13 protein-coding genes are annotated in these 14,372 nt (G+C 57.8%); 7 read left to right on the forward strand and 6 right to left on the reverse strand.

From position 1 onward, the window contains the following. Positions 1-21: 21 nt before the first annotated feature. Complete coding sequence (locus GRX64_RS10305; protein ID WP_166266830.1) at positions 22-1,197, reverse strand: DesA family fatty acid desaturase; 1,176 nt, start codon at positions 1,195-1,197, stop codon at positions 22-24. A 321-nt stretch (positions 1,198-1,518) separates the two neighbouring features. Here GRX64_RS10305 and mutM point away from each other — a divergent pair, with 321 nt between their 5' ends. The 6 genes from mutM to GRX64_RS10335 all read left to right on the forward strand — a co-directional run bounded on the left by mutM (position 1,519) and on the right by GRX64_RS10335 (position 6,799). Beyond that, positions 1,519-2,331 (forward strand): bifunctional DNA-formamidopyrimidine glycosylase/DNA-(apurinic or apyrimidinic site) lyase, encoded by an 813-nt coding sequence (gene mutM / locus GRX64_RS10310; RefSeq protein WP_166266832.1) that lies wholly within the window; start codon positions 1,519-1,521, stop codon positions 2,329-2,331. Between the two features lie 253 nt (positions 2,332-2,584). Further along, complete coding sequence (locus tag GRX64_RS10315; RefSeq protein WP_166266834.1) at positions 2,585-2,917, forward strand: hypothetical protein; 333 nt, start codon at positions 2,585-2,587, stop codon at positions 2,915-2,917. A 97-nt stretch (positions 2,918-3,014) separates the two neighbouring features. Next, on the forward strand, positions 3,015-3,710 hold the full coding sequence (yrfG, locus tag GRX64_RS10320; protein ID WP_166266836.1) for a GMP/IMP nucleotidase: 696 nt from the start codon (positions 3,015-3,017) through the stop codon (positions 3,708-3,710). A 30-nt stretch (positions 3,711-3,740) separates the two neighbouring features. Continuing rightward, positions 3,741-4,148 (forward strand): ribosome-associated heat shock protein Hsp15, encoded by a 408-nt coding sequence (gene hslR / locus GRX64_RS10325; RefSeq protein WP_166266838.1) that lies wholly within the window; start codon positions 3,741-3,743, stop codon positions 4,146-4,148. 75 nt (positions 4,149-4,223) lie between these two features. Next, positions 4,224-5,078 carry an Hsp33 family molecular chaperone HslO gene (hslO, locus tag GRX64_RS10330; RefSeq protein WP_166266840.1) on the forward strand — a complete coding sequence of 285 codons (855 nt, stop codon included), beginning with the start codon at positions 4,224-4,226 and terminating at the stop codon, positions 5,076-5,078. A 188-nt stretch (positions 5,079-5,266) separates the two neighbouring features. Beyond that, positions 5,267-6,799, forward strand: a complete 1,533-nt coding sequence (locus GRX64_RS10335; RefSeq protein WP_166266842.1) for a phosphoenolpyruvate carboxykinase — start codon at positions 5,267-5,269, stop codon at positions 6,797-6,799. Between the two features lie 174 nt (positions 6,800-6,973). Here the strand turns inward: GRX64_RS10335 and GRX64_RS10340 are convergent, their stop codons facing one another. Further along, positions 6,974-9,037, reverse strand: coding sequence for a TRAP transporter large permease subunit (locus GRX64_RS10340; protein ID WP_166266844.1), 2,064 nt, complete (start codon positions 9,035-9,037; stop codon positions 6,974-6,976). 28 nt (positions 9,038-9,065) lie between these two features. Continuing rightward, positions 9,066-10,130: a hypothetical protein gene (locus GRX64_RS10345; RefSeq protein WP_207308772.1), complete on the reverse strand. Its 1,065-nt coding sequence runs from the start codon at positions 10,128-10,130 to the stop codon at positions 9,066-9,068. Positions 10,131-10,387: 257 nt separating this feature from the next. Between GRX64_RS10345 and GRX64_RS10350 the strand changes: the two genes are divergently transcribed. Next, on the forward strand, positions 10,388-10,660 hold the full coding sequence (locus GRX64_RS10350) for an HU family DNA-binding protein (protein ID WP_166266846.1): 273 nt from the start codon (positions 10,388-10,390) through the stop codon (positions 10,658-10,660). A gap of 71 nt (positions 10,661-10,731) precedes the next feature. On the opposite strand, the gene GRX64_RS10355 is transcribed toward GRX64_RS10350, so the two are convergent. From GRX64_RS10355 to GRX64_RS10365, 3 genes are all read right to left on the reverse strand, one after another. Continuing rightward, the gene (locus tag GRX64_RS10355) at positions 10,732-11,706 is read right to left on the reverse strand and encodes a putative solute-binding protein (protein WP_427901656.1); all 975 of its coding nucleotides are present in this window, start codon (positions 11,704-11,706) and stop codon (positions 10,732-10,734) included. 314 nt (positions 11,707-12,020) lie between these two features. Further along, complete coding sequence (locus GRX64_RS10360; RefSeq protein WP_427901654.1) at positions 12,021-13,340, reverse strand: dihydroorotase; 1,320 nt, start codon at positions 13,338-13,340, stop codon at positions 12,021-12,023. Further along, positions 13,337-14,350 (reverse strand): aspartate carbamoyltransferase catalytic subunit, encoded by a 1,014-nt coding sequence (locus tag GRX64_RS10365; RefSeq protein WP_166266850.1) that lies wholly within the window; start codon positions 14,348-14,350, stop codon positions 13,337-13,339. The genes GRX64_RS10360 and GRX64_RS10365 overlap by 4 nt, the downstream gene beginning before the upstream one ends. Positions 14,351-14,372: the final 22 nt, after the last annotated feature.

A 14,372-nucleotide genomic window follows, 5' to 3' on the forward strand; every position in this document is an offset into this window, starting at 1 on the left:
GGGCTTTTGTTTGTCTCAGAATCAGGCCGGTCGCAAGGCGTAAGACTTGAGATGCGCCGAAAACTCTTCCAGGTAGCGGATACCACTGGCTTCGGCGTCTCGGCACCAGTCCATCAGCGCCTGCAGCTTTTCTTGCGGCTTCACCCCGCGGCGACGCCAGATGGCCTGCAGCTCGTGGCTCTTCTCATAGATCTGGCGCAACACCGGGTTAGTCTCCAGCACTGACTCCAGCTGCTCTTTTTCCGTTGGCTGGATCAGCGTCACTTCCCGTGACAGCAGCATTCTAACCTTGCGGTACCGCGGCTTGATCTCTTCTTCCAATAGCGTTTTCTGCTGACGGAGCACCGGCTCCATCACGCGCTTGCGGTACTGGCGCATGATCGCAAAGCGATTGTTGGCGATGGCCTGCACCGTTTCGACGTCCATCTCCTGCTTGCCCGGGACAGAGTGGGCGATCGGCCGATAACCTTTAGGCTTGGCAAGGCCAAACAGCTGGAACATGCGAATGTAACCCCAACCAATATCGACCTCGTACCAACGCCGGGACAGTTTTGACGAATTGGGGTAGGTGTGGTGGTTGTTGTGCAACTCTTCCCCGCCAATGAAGAGGGCCCAGGGCACAATATTGCGTGCGTTGTCCGCACACTCGAAGTTGCGGTATCCAAAGTAGTGACCAATGCCGTTCACAATGCCGGCGGCCCAAACCGGAATCCACATCATCTGCACAGCCCAAATCCAAATGCCATGAACACCGAACAAAGCCAGGTTGATGATCGCCATCAGGACGATGCCCAGATTTTTGTGGCCAGTGTAGACGTTGCGCTCCACCCAGTCTTGCGGCGTGCGCTGACCGTAACGCTCCAGTGTTTCCGGTGTGGCAGCCTCGGCGTAGAGTTCGGCGCCTTCCAGCACGACTTTTTTCAGGCCTTTGACAACGGGGCTGTGTGGGTCGTTTTCTGTTTCACAGGTGGCGTGGTGCTTGCGATGAATAGCCGTCCACTCTTTGGTCACGATGCTGGTCGTCAGCCAGAGCCAAAAACGGAAAAAATGCGCCAGCGCGGGATGAAGATCCAGCGAATTGTGCGCGGAATGACGATGAAGATACAACGTCACACTGATAATCGTCACGTGGGTCATGCCCAGCATCACCAGTACCAATTGCAACGGAGTAAGGTCCAGAAGACCGTTATACCACATACTATAAACCCTCAAATTCTACGATCAGGCCTGTCGGCCCGCCTTACGAAACCTTGTCACTCTAGCGTACAGTTGTAAGCTAGGACAATCAGGTTTTCGCATTATTTAGTTACCAATTACGCCGAAGGGTAACCCCACACAAACGCGCGGGCGCGACCACGGCGGCGGCCACTCCCCATAGGCATCTCGGTCGCTGACGTATTATTGAGCCCTCAATAAGACACTCGCGACGACCGCACCGCCACGAGCATCCGCGCATTGACAAGAAAGCGATAGCGTTGACAATCAAACACCCAGTTACCCGCACCGGAGCACGCCCAGTTGCCAGAATTACCCGAGGTAGAAACCACCCGCCAGGGCATTGCGCCCTACTGCGAGGGGCACCGTGTGCGCCACGTGACCGTGCGCGACGGCCGTTTGCGCTGGCCTGTTCCGCCAGAACTGGGGGCAACGATTTCAAATCAGACGATTCTGGCGGTAGAACGCCGGGCCAAATACCTGTTATTACGCTTTCATCACGGCACCGTGATCGCGCACTTGGGCATGTCCGGCAGCTTGCGAGTGATTACCGATCAAAGCCCGCCGTTGCTGCACGACCATGTGGAGCTGGAACTGGAAACCGGTGTCAGACTCCGTTACAACGACCCGCGCCGGTTCGGGTGCTGGCTATGGACCGACACGCCTGACGTCCACCCACTGCTCAAGTCCCTGGGTCCTGAGCCGCTGGAAGACGATTTTAACGGGCACTATCTGAAAGCGCTGGCGCGGGGCAAAAAGACCCCCATCAAGCACTTTATCATGGACAACCACATCGTCGTGGGTGTGGGGAATATCTACGCCAATGAGGCACTCTTCAAAGCCGGCATCCACCCCCGGCGGGCGGCCGGGAGGATCAGCCGGGATCGCTATATTGCGCTCTCCGAGGCCATTAGAGAGACCCTGAGTGCGGCCATCCTGATGGGCGGCACCACCCTACGCGATTTCGTCAACAGCGATGGCATGCCTGGCTATTTCGCGCAGTCGCTGCTGGTATACGGCCGGACCGGGCAGCCTTGTCGCACGTGCGGCCACACCCTGCGTGAAATCCGCATGAGCCAACGCTCGACGGTTTATTGCAGCCACTGCCAACGCTAGCCCAATCCCCATTCGGCTCATCCGGGACACCGGCTCGCCCGTCACCAGAGCCCAATAACCGGTAATACCCTGTTTTTGTATTGCGGGCGCCCGTGTACACCGGAAACGGCTATACTCAAAATTTCGTTTGAAAATACGTAAATATGATTCATAGTTAACAGCAAGTGCCAAATGGTCCGCTAAACTCTTCCGTTACCATCGCCGGTTTCATTGCTAGCAGATCAGTGGCCCTATCAATCAGGAGAACGACGTTATGCCTGCAAAGTTTTCACGTAGTCTTATGACAGCCGTGGCGGTATGCCTGTTGGCTTTCGCCTCTCTGGGCCATGCCCGCACCATCGACGAAACGCCCTCTGCTCTGGCGATGACCGGTGATGCGCTGTTTGCACGCCCGGTTCTGTTTGCGACCACCGTCGTTGGCAGCGTCGTGTACCTGGTATCACTGCCCTTTTCTTTGCTCGGCGGCAATGCTGATGAAGCGGGCGAAGTTTTGGTACTTGGCCCCGCCAAGGCCACCTTTGTGCGCTGCCTGGGTTGCACCATGTCCGGCCGAAAGCCCGAGACCATCGAACAGCGCGACATGTAAGCAGCGAGATCTTATCGCAGTCGGCACATTGCCGACTTGCCAATACCACCGAATTACGGCAGCCTGAAATCATCCCGATTTCAGGCTGCTTTTTATTATGGTTAACTGGCATTCCCTCGACACTGTGTTCCTCGACATGGATGGCACACTGCTCGACCTGCACTACGACACCCACTTTTGGCTGGAACACCTCCCCAAGCGCTACGCCGAACATTTCGGACTCACGCAGGCTCAGGCACGAGATAAAATTGTACCGATGATTCAAGCCGAACGCGGATCGCTGAACTGGTACTGTACCGACTATTGGAGCCGGCATCTGGCCCTGGATATCGCGGCCCTGAAAACGGAAGTTAAAGAGAAGATTGCCTATCGCCCCCATGTGCAGGCGTTTTTGACCGAGGTTCGAGCCGCTGGCCTGCGTTCGGTGATCGTGACCAATTGCCACCCGGACCCGCTGGCGCTCAAGCTGGCGCGAACCGGACTGGATCAGTTGGTTGATCGCGTGATTTCAAGCCACCGCTTTGGCAAACCCAAAGAGGCACCGGATTTTTGGTCCGACTTGCACCAGATTGAGCCGTTTGATCCGGCTAGAACACTGATGATTGACGACAGTTTTCCTGTGCTCGACAGCGCTGTCTCCGCCGGCATCAGCCAGTGCCTGGCAATTCTGGCGCCCGACAGCCAGATGGAACCCCACCAGCCCCACCCGGACCTGCCGTCAATTCACCATTTCAATGAGGTCATCCCCTTGAGGGGTAACCTCCAATGCCATCCAGCGTTGAAGCGGTTATAATGACGGTGAACCGGAATCAAGTGGGGAGACATGGTCGCACCAGCGGATAACGAACAACGGGTCAGGCTCGACAAATGGCTCTGGGCCGCCAGATTCTTCAAAACCCGCAGTATTGCCAAAGAGGCGATTGAAGGCGGCAAAGTCCATTACAATGACCAACGCTGCAAGCCTGGCAGGCTTGTCGAAGCTGGCGCGCGGCTGAAACTCCGCCAGGGCTGGCAGGAACGCACGATTATTGTGGATGATGTCAGTGAACGCCGGCGCGGCGCCCCGGAAGCCCAGATGCTGTACCACGAAACCGAGGACAGTGTTCGCCAGCGAGAAGATATGGCATGGCAACGCAAAACCATGCAAGCTGCGCAGCTGCCGCCAGCCCGACGCCCTTCAAAAAAGGATCGACGCAACATTCAACGTTTTAAAGATCAGAACGGCCTTTAGAACAGGCCGGCGATAACCGGCCTCCACAATCAACCTTAACCACGATCAGATTCCGCCCATTCAGGAGACCTAACCATGGCGTCCCAGGACCAGTTTCAACGATTTATTTTTGAGCATAGTCAGGTTCGTGGTGCCTGGGTGCAGCTATCTGAGAGTTATCAAAATGTTACCCAACAAGCCAACTATCCGGACGTCGTAAAAAAGCTGCTGGGCGAATCCCTGGCGGCCAGCGTCCTGATGAGCGGCACACTGAAATTCGAGGGCATGTTGTCGCTGCAAGCGAAAGGCGACGGCGCCTTGCGTATGTTAATGACGGAGTGCAGCCACGATCGTTATGTCCGTGGCCTGGCTCAGATTGAGGGTGCAACCGGCGATGGGGATACACTCGACCAGCTGCTCGGGAAAGGCCAAATGGCGATCACCATTACTCCCGACAAGGGGCAACGCTATCAGGGCGTGGTGCCACGGGAGCACCATTCACTGGCCGAGTGTCTGGAAGATTACTTTGTGCGGTCTGAGCAAATTGCCACCAGCCTGATCCTGTTCTCCGACGATGAGCGTAGCGCAGGCCTTCTGCTGCAGCGGCTGCCGGGCGGCACTGAGCCTGACGATGACCTGTGGCAGCGGGTCAATCATCTGGCCAGCACCATCAAACCGGAAGAACTGCTGGCGCTCGACAGCGAAGCCGTGCTTCATCGGCTGTTTCACGAAGAGGAGGTACGGCTGTTCGATCCGGATTCGGTTAATTTCCGATGCAGTTGCTCCAGGGATCGCACGCTGGGGGCACTCAAATCCATTGGTCCTGAGGAGTGCTATAGCATTATTGATGAACGCGGTGATATTGAAATGGATTGTCAGTTCTGTCATGCCCAATACCGGTTTGATCGGAATGAAATCGATCAATTGTTTTTGGGCCATTCACTGCACTAATCCGTACAGTAAACCCCCTGTAACCCGCTCAACCATGCGGTTTACAGGGAAGTCGTTTTTTACCGGCGTCTCTGGCATAATAGCGCGCCTGAACTGATCCGATTGCTCATAATTCCGCCAGCGTCTAAGCAACGATTCTGTTTGTGGCTAATGAGGCAATCTCGAAGACACCCTAGGGCGAGGTCGAAGTGAGCATCACCTATAATGATCTGAGCGCAGCACGACTGGTCGAACTGGCAGTCGAAAGACACGAAGGCCAACTGGCCGCCAATGGTTCACTGGTGATCAAAACCGGTAAGCGCACCGGCCGCTCCCCGATGGACCGGTTTATTGTTGAAGAACCCAGCACTGCCGATGATATTCAGTGGGGGCCCATCAACCGGCCGTTTGACGCCGACAATTTCGACGCCCTTTGGGATCGGGTTGAAGCTTACCTGGCGGAACAGACGCATTTTGTATCACAGGTCCATGTCGGCTCAGACCCCGAACACTATTTGCCCGTTCGGATGACCACTGAAACTGCGTGGCAAAACCTGTTTGGCCGCAATCTGTTTATCCGGCCGGAATCCTACAACTCCGCCGACAAGCAAGAGTGGCAAATCCTCAACGCTGCCAACTTTGAGTGTGTGCCCGAGCGAGACAGCACCAACAGCGACGGCTGTGTCATTATCAATTTCGCCAAGCGCAAGGTATTGCTGGCAGGTATGCACTACGCCGGCGAAATGAAGAAAGCGATGTTCTCCGTACAGAACTTCCTGTTGCCGGAAAAGGACGTGTTGCCGATGCATTGCTCGGCCAACGTCGGCGAAGATGGCGAAACCTGCCTGTTCTTCGGCCTGTCTGGAACAGGCAAGACCACGCTGTCAGCCGACCCCGACCGCTTCCTGATTGGTGACGACGAACATGGCTGGGGGCCGGGCACGGTCTTCAACATCGAAGGCGGCTGCTACGCCAAGTGCATCGACCTGAGCCAGAAAAACGAGCCCATCATCTGGGACGCCATCCGCTTTGGTGCCATCGTTGAAAACGTGGTCATTGATCCGGATACCCGCGAGCCCGACTACACCGACGTCTCGCTGACCGAAAACTCCCGCTGCGCCTACCCGCTGGATCACGTGGAAAAGCGCGTGCTGGAAAACCGTGCCGGGGAACCGTCTGCGATCGTGTTTCTGACTTGCGATATGACCGGTGTGTTGCCGCCTGTGTCTATCCTGAGCAAGGAAGCCGCCGCGTACCACTTCCTGAGCGGGTACACCGCCTTGGTTGGCTCCACCGAAATGGGGTCGTCGTCCAAACTCAAAGCAACCTTCTCGACCTGCTTTGGTGCGCCCTTTTTCCCACGCCCCGCCGGCGTTTATGCCGAATTGCTGATGAAGCGCATGGATGAATTTGGCAGCCAGGTTTTTCTGGTCAACACCGGCTGGACCGGCGGCTCGTATGGTTCCGGTCAGCGGTTCAGCATTCCCACCACACGGGGCATCATCAGCGCCATCCAGAATGGCGACCTGACCGACGTGGAAACCGAGCACCTGCCCGCACTCAACCTGGATGTGCCGATCAGTGTGCCTGAGGTGGACAGCAAACTGCTAAACCCGCGCAACACCTGGGCCAGTGCCGAAGAGTATGACGCCAAAGCCAGTGAGTTGATCGGCCAGTTCGTTGAAAACTTCAAGAAGTTTGACGTGTCGGAAGCCATCGTTGCCGCCGGGCCAAAGCTGTAACCCCCTGAGCAATAATCTGGACAGTACTGAACTGCACAGTACTTAACTGCACAGTACTTAACTGGATAGTACTTAACTGGGTAGTACTTAACTGGGTAGTAGCGAACTGGACAATACCGAAAAGGGCGCCTCAATGGCGCCCTTTTTGTTACCTTCCGAGCATGGACTGCACCTCTAGTGCGTGTAAAACAGCAGTGGCACAAACGCCACCAGGACCAGCGCAATGCCCATGGTGATGAGTGGCATGATGATCCGTTCATGACGCTGATAGAACGTGCCCCCTTCGCACTGGGCGGCGGCAATCTCCTCCTCCCCAACCACCTGCCGGGTAAGCAAGTGGTTGAGGGCAACCGGCGGGCTTAAATAACCCAGTTCAAACGCCACCAGGGTGACCATCCAAAAATGCACCGGGTGTATACCGCTGGCATAGGCGATGCCTGCCACGGTAGCCGACACCAGAATGACCGCCCCAAAGGCATCCATGATCATCCCCAGAATCACCAGCACAAGCACCATCAGAACCATCGCCGCCCAGGCGCTGTCGAAAGACTGGGGGAAAACGCCCATGAGATGCGAACGTTCGATCACGCCACCGATGCTGACGGACAGCCCCAGCAGCAACAGCAATGCACCAATTTCCGACGTCGTATCATTGGTCGCCGAGCGCAGGCTCTGTTCCAGTCCCTGATGGTTGACTTCATCGCTCGTCCGGCCCGGCGTCTGACGCAGACTGATGTGCTCATACACCAGAATGCCCAGCATGATCACTGGCAAGATCCGGGGCGCCGAGAATTCATCCATGCTGACGTCCAAAGCCCATCGGTAGAACAGCACCACGCCGGCCATCATCAACGCATAGGGAATCAGGGGCTTAAAGGCGCTGATCATCGCGGGGAAGGCCTCGGAGGCAGGCGCCAGGTTGAAACGACTCTGGCGATTGACCGCCAGCGCCACCAGCATGAACAGCGTTGCCGTCAGCACAAAAACCCAGATGCCCCAGCCGAACAGCTCGTCGGTGGTGACCTCGCGGTTGAGATAGGCGATCACCACGACCAGCAAGCATGGTCGCAACACCACACCCAAGGACCCGGACATGGCCGTCGCAGCCAACGCCAATTGGCGACGAGCCCCGGCCGCCCGCAGCTCGCTGTAGATCACCGCGCCCGCAGCAATCACAAAAATACCGGACGCACCGGTATAGGCGGTCGGAATGGCCGCCACCAGGACGGCCACCACCGCAAGCATTTCGGGCGGCATGCGCCAGGGCCGGAATACATTGAACACCAGGGTCGCCATGCGCGTTTGTTTGAGCATCATGCCGACCCAGACATACAAGGCCACATTCAGGAACATGTCGGCCAGTTCCATCATGGTGCCCAGATAGATACCAATACCAGAGGCGTGACCAATGAGCGCGAAGTAACTGCCGGAGACCAGACACATCCCGGTGTACAGCGGGACGGCAAGAAACGCCTTGTTAAGACTGCCACCCGGTTGTAAACCTTCTGGCACACGGAACAGGCGATAAAGACTTGCCACCGCCAGGACCGCGAACCCGATGACCCAGAGATTGTGGAGCAGCATACGCTCTGCCGTCGGATCGCCAGCGTCCAGCGAAGACTGGCGAAACAGCGCGCTTGATCCTAACAGCATGACATTGGCTACGGTTTGCAGCGTATGAGACACGGTGTAATCGAGCCGGGTTTCCATCGCTCGCATGGCAATGTGGTGACGCGTCAATGTCGCTGTAGCCGCGCACAACATGACCAGAATCACCAGGATGAAGCGCTGGGACGCCAGTCCGAAGGCAATCAGGTCGGCGACAAACAATTCCACCGCGCGATAAGCCTTCACGCCGGGTGTCAGCCGATCTTTCGTGCTGGCGTATGTCTGGTGACTGGCTTGGCACTCAGCGACCGAGCGCTCAATCGAGCGGCGAACCTCTTGCGGGTCTTTCTCGGCGGCGCCCAACAGATCGGCCATGACATCGCTCAGGTCGCTCTCTTTCGCGAGCTCCTGCTGCACTGCCCCCTCGATATCGCGATCCGGATCACACGTGGGCTGGACCGGATCGGTACGAAGCTGGTAGTAGCCACCCCAAATCTGCTCGCCCCCTCGCAGCATCTGATTGTGGATATCGCTACTGGTCGAAAAAATGACCACAGCCAACAGCAGCAGGCAGGCGGGAAAAGAAGAAAACCACTCCCGGCCGGTTCGATTCATACGGCTTGATGACATGACAACACGCCTTGATGACAAAGGTTGGTTAAAGGATGTCGTCCAGATTCATGGTTTCAGTGGTCTCGACCGGGTCGTCCCAAAAAGTGCCAAGCTTGCCCATGGGTGTGCGATAACCGACATTCTCAACCCACATACGATCGGAGATGGCGAGGATCACCTGCGTGGCCATACGGTCGACCATGACCCAGTCTTTCGCGGCAGGTGTGGTTTCAATTGCCTCGGCGTGGCGCCTGATAACATCTTTCAGGGCCTCTTCATCGTCTTTGTTGATCGCAGCAATGGCGTGGAAGACATGGGGCAATCGAACACCGGCCGCTTCGCCCTGTTGATCGGCGGTTTCGAGTCGCTCAAATGCGTCCTCTCCGTTGGGCTCGGCACCCGGCATCATGGCCCACACGGTGGCGCGCAGTGCCATCGGGGCGCCCCACCACTTATCGTTATCCAGGCAGCGGGTTGCACGAGCGACCGTTGAGCCAACGTTCTTTGGCACGCCAATGGCGGAGGTGGACTGGATCTCGGCATTCAGCGCCTGCAACCCCGACAGCAGGCCCGCCATATAGACAAAGGCGTCCATGTCTTCGTCGAAGCTCGGGCAGTCACTCTCATCCGGCGCACCATAGTAGGTGTTGTGATGGTGCCAGGCCTTGAAGTACCGTTTGGCCGCCAGTGCGTAGGCGCGTTTTTGCCGGATGCCGGCATCCTCCGCTTTTCCTGCCTGCAACGCGTGCAGCGCTGATAAGGCTTCCAGTTCAAACTCTCGTGCCCGCTCTTCGGCACAACCACCGGAGGTCAGGTACAACATCACGGCCAGCTGATCCGGATCGCTGGTGACGCGGCCAAAAGACATCAGTAGCGGTGACGTGGCCTCACTCATGGCGCACCCCATGGCGAGATCTCCCCCCTGCAACAGATAGGGCACCGTGTGCTCCTTGGAAAACCCCTTCATCACGTCGCCGGTGGTTTTATACATCATGTGATTAATCACACCACAACCACTCATCGTGAAACTGACCAGCACGCCGATCACAACGCCTCGGGCGCCCTGGACAGCGCGACCACACCGGCTGATGAAACCCTGAATACTCGTCATAATACCCGCCACCTTGTACGTTGTTATTGTCAGGACCCATTCACGCCCTGTGTCCTGCCCACATGTTTGTTACGAACTGTAAACGAGCTGGCATTATCCCCGAGAAACGAGTCCGTTTGTGAGACCCGTACCTCAAAGCGACACGGACAAAGGGCTAACAAGACCTGCGCAGCATTGACACTGACGAGGTAACGGCTATACCAGTGGGTGTGCGGGCCATTTCCGACCCGAGAAAATCTAAAACCAAGGAGCAGTTGATGCGCAAACCAGAACTTGCCAGTGCGATCGCAGAGCAAACCGGCCTGACCCTCGACAAGGCCAGCGAAATAATCACCGCCTTTACGGACCAGGTATCTGCGGCAGCGGCGCGCGGAGATGACGTCACACTGATTGGCTTCGGCACCTTCAACGTTCGGAACCGGGAAGCCCGCAGTGGCCGCAACCCACAAACCGGCGCGCCGATCCAGATCGCCGCCAGTCGAACCGTCGGCTTCAAGGCCGGCAAGGCCCTGAAAGACGCCGTCAAGTAAACCTTATCCGTGCGGCCGCACGCTCCCTGGAATCTGCGGCTGCACGACCCAACCCACCAACCAAGGTCAGATCAGGACGAGCACTCAGAGCGGGAGCCATCGACGCGACAGCGAATGGCTTGCATCAGTTTGATTGCCCGCTCGTCGTACACGCCATCGGCCAACAGCGACAGACGGACATCCCGCAACATGCGGTCATAGCCCTGGGTGTCTGCCTGTGGCAGGTGTATCCAAACACTTTCAGGAATCTCGGCTTCGGCCTGGGCGATGATCTCGTAGGCTTCATTGATGCGCTTGATGGACTCGTCCCTGACCATTTGGGCCGCTTTATCCGAAAAGCGGTCCCGATGCAGAATCACCTGGAAGTTCATGTAACCCAGTGCGTACTTGAAGACACCGCCATAGGGCTGTACGCCTTTGTATAACTCCAACGGGGCATAAGCCACGGCGGGCGCATAAGCGAGATCGACACTGCCGTTATTGAACTTGCCGGCAAAGTTGGCCGAATTGGAGCCCACCACAGAGGCACCCACGTGGCGAACCATGCGGACAGACGCGGTGTCGTAATCCAGGGTCGCAATCTTTTTGCCTTGCAGCTTCTCGACGGTATCGATGGTTCGGTCACGGGTGTGAAGGTATACCGCACCTCCCGGAAAGACGCCGGCCACTTCGTATTCGCCATTGATCAGGAACGGCCGCGCCTTGGCCTGGCTCAGGGTGTTAAACAACAGCCGCATTTCCTGTTCCCCGGGGATTGCGCCCATCGCTTCCAGGCTGCCGGTGAACTTATTGAATTCCCGCGCCCGAGTACCGGTCAACAGCACGGCGTCGCATTGGCCGGCCTTAAAGTCTTCGGCGGCCACTTTTTCATCCGTGTAGGCCCGCAAATCCAATTTAATGCCTGCCCTCAACGCCACCGGACGAAAGGTTTTGGTGATGGCAAAGAGCGGACCATTGGCACCAACGGGATCGAATACGCAAAAGCTGCGCTCCAGGATTTCTTCTGCGGACTGCGCGGTAGCCGAAAGGCTCAGAGCAGCGAACAGTGCTGCCCCTGCCACTATCTGGCGGATGAAAACTGGGTGCTTCACGGGATGACTCCTGATTATTATGGGTGCGCAAGTCTCCCGGAAGGAGAGCCAGAGCGCTCAGCGGCTGGGTCAAATCACTTTGATTGCGCTGAATCGAGCGTCCCTGACAGCGTTCTGCGCTATCTCTGGTTGCCGAGTTTAAGTCGGACTATGGAAGGATACGTTGGCACGGGCGCCCCTCTTCAAGGGCGTTTTAACAAAAAGTAACAAACTGTGAATGAGTAGGCATTACAACAGTTACCCAGCACACATTAAGGAGCGCCTGTCGGTCAGGACAGGCTCCAGGCCAGTTGGCCATTGCAGATGGTGTGTCGAACAACACCGGTCAGTGGCTGTCCGGATAGGGGCACATGCTTGCCCGCGGACAGGATTGTTACAGCGTCGGCCGTCCAGCTCGCTTCAGGATCGACAATGCACAAATCGGCGACCTGACCAACCGCCAATGCGGGTGTCGGGAGACCGAGAATAGCGGCCGGTCCGTCCGTCAATGCCCGAACCAGATCGGTGATGGCCAGTTCGCCCTGACCCACCAATGACAATCCCAGTGACAGCACACTTTCCACCGCCGACAACCCCGGCTCGGTGGCCCCGAACGGGGCGCGCTTGGCGGCGGAATCATGGGGCTGGTGCTGACTGACAATGGCGCCGATCACCCCCGAGCGAACACCCGCCAGCAGGCCTTGCCGATCGCGTTCGCTTCGCAGCGGCGGCTGAACGTGAAAACGGCTGTCGAACCCTGCCAGGGCTGCTTCGGTAAACACCAGCTGATGCATGGCGACATCGGCCGAGACCTTGACTCCCCGAGCCTGAGCATCCGCTACCATGTCCACACTGCGCGCCGTCGACAGCTGGCTCAGGTGCAAACGCACGCCCGTTTCTTCCGCCAGCAACAGCATTTCCATGACCGCGGTGGTTTCGGCGACTTCGGGAATACCAAGCAGGCCCAACCGTGCCGTGACCGTGCCATCGTGAGCAAAGCCGTCCGCCGCCAGTGACTGATTGCGCGGCTGCAGCATCAGGGTATACCCGAAGGTTTGCGCGTACGCCATGGCGCGCCGTAATACGCGGGCATTGCGGATGGTCTCGGCGCCGTTGCTGAGCGCGACACAACCCGCATTGGACAGACCGGCCATATCGCTCAGCAGTTCCCCTTCCAGCCCCCGCGTGGCTGCGCCAAGGGGCAAGACACGGATCGGCGACCGGGCGGAGGCCACATCGCGGATCAGGTGCGTCACCGCGCTGGAATCGTTGATGGGCGAGGAGTCCGGGGCAGCACACACGGTGGTGTACCCGCCCTTGGCTGCGGCTCGGGTTTCGGAGGCAATGTTGCCTTTTTGACCGGCACCGGGCTCCCGGAGATTGCAGTACAGGTCGATCAGCCCCGGAGCCACCAGGCAACCCCTGGCGTCAAGCACCAGATCGGCATTGGCTTCCGCCGCCTGCTGACCTTCCGCGACTATCAGGCCGTCTTGCAGTAACAGGCAAATGGGCTGTGCACTCTTGCCCGCGGCTGTCAGTTGGGTCCCGTTTTCAATTTTCAGCACGCCCTTGATTGCCAACGGTGTTTCGGTCCTATCCCCCAACGTCACGATCCCATCTCCTGGCTTCGGGCACGAGCCCGTTCAGACACTTGGCCACTCATGGCCATGGACATCACGGCCATACGAATCGCAATGCCATTCGTCACCTGATTCAAAATCACCGATTGGGGGCCATCGGCAACCGCCGATTCGATTTCTACCCCGCGATTGATCGGTCCGGGGTGCATGACAATGCAATCGGGTCGGGCCAGGGCAAGCTTTTCGGTGCTCAGTCCGTAGAGCCGGTAGAACTCGCGCTCACTGGGCAATAACGCACCCTCCATCCGTTCGCGCTGGAGCCGCAACATAATCACCACGTCCAGGTCATCAAGCCCCCGGGTCATGTCGTACTCAACTTTGCAGCCCAGGCTCTCCACGTCACTCGGTAACAGAGTTGCCGGCGCAATGACCCGGACTTCCGCCACGCCCAGTGTATTCAAGGCGCGGATCTGGGAGCGGGCGACCCGGGAGTGCAATATGTCGCCGACAATGGCCACCTTCAAACCCTCGAATCGTGACTTGTGCTGACGGATGGTGAGCATGTCCAGCATCGCCTGGGTCGGGTGGGCATGACGACCATCACCGGCATTGATAATCGCCACGCCAGGGGTCACGCTCTCTGCAATGAAGTGTGGCGCACCGCTTTGGGAATGCCGGACCACGAACATATCGCTGGCCATGGCTTCCAGGTTGAGCAGGGTATCGGACAGCGATTCGCCCTTTGACGTCGCCGACGTACTGATATCCAGATTGAGCACGTCGGCTGACAGCCGTTTCGCCGCCAGCTCGAACGTGCTGCGGGTGCGGGTGCTGGATTCGAAGAACAGGTTCACCACGGTGCGGCCACGCAGCAAAGGCACGTTCTTGATGGTGCGCTCGCCCACCTCAATGAAGGAATCTGCGGTGTCGAGAATGTCGGTGAGCAGCGCCCGATCGAGATCGTCGAGCGTCAGGAAATGCTTCAACTGCCCGTCGGAGGTCAGTTGAAGCGATGTCGAGGAAGGGTCGTGTGCCGTCATGATTGCCCGTATACCTTCTCAG

It is taken from the genome of Marinobacter caseinilyticus, from assembly GCF_011074955.1.
GTDB classification, from domain to species: Bacteria; Pseudomonadota; Gammaproteobacteria; order Pseudomonadales; family Oleiphilaceae; genus Marinobacter; species Marinobacter caseinilyticus.

What these genes read in the sequence shown, in the direction of transcription:
- GRX64_RS10305 (WP_166266830.1), bottom strand. Translation starts at nt 1,197, where the DNA reads ATGTGGTATAACGGTCTTCTGGACCTTACTCCGTTGCAATTGGTACTG.
- GRX64_RS10315 (WP_166266834.1), top strand. Translation starts at nt 2,585, where the DNA reads ATGCCTGCAAAGTTTTCACGTAGTCTTATGACAGCCGTGGCGGTATGC.
- yrfG (WP_166266836.1), top strand. Translation starts at nt 3,015, where the DNA reads ATGGTTAACTGGCATTCCCTCGACACTGTGTTCCTCGACATGGATGGC.
- hslR (WP_166266838.1), top strand. Translation starts at nt 3,741, where the DNA reads ATGGTCGCACCAGCGGATAACGAACAACGGGTCAGGCTCGACAAATGG.
- hslO (WP_166266840.1), top strand. Translation starts at nt 4,224, where the DNA reads ATGGCGTCCCAGGACCAGTTTCAACGATTTATTTTTGAGCATAGTCAG.
- GRX64_RS10340 (WP_166266844.1), bottom strand. Translation starts at nt 9,037, where the DNA reads ATGTCATCAAGCCGTATGAATCGAACCGGCCGGGAGTGGTTTTCTTCT.
- GRX64_RS10345 (WP_207308772.1), bottom strand. Translation starts at nt 10,130, where the DNA reads ATGACGAGTATTCAGGGTTTCATCAGCCGGTGTGGTCGCGCTGTCCAG.
- GRX64_RS10350 (WP_166266846.1), top strand. Translation starts at nt 10,388, where the DNA reads ATGCGCAAACCAGAACTTGCCAGTGCGATCGCAGAGCAAACCGGCCTG.
- GRX64_RS10365 (WP_166266850.1), bottom strand. Translation starts at nt 14,350, where the DNA reads ATGACGGCACACGACCCTTCCTCGACATCGCTTCAACTGACCTCCGAC.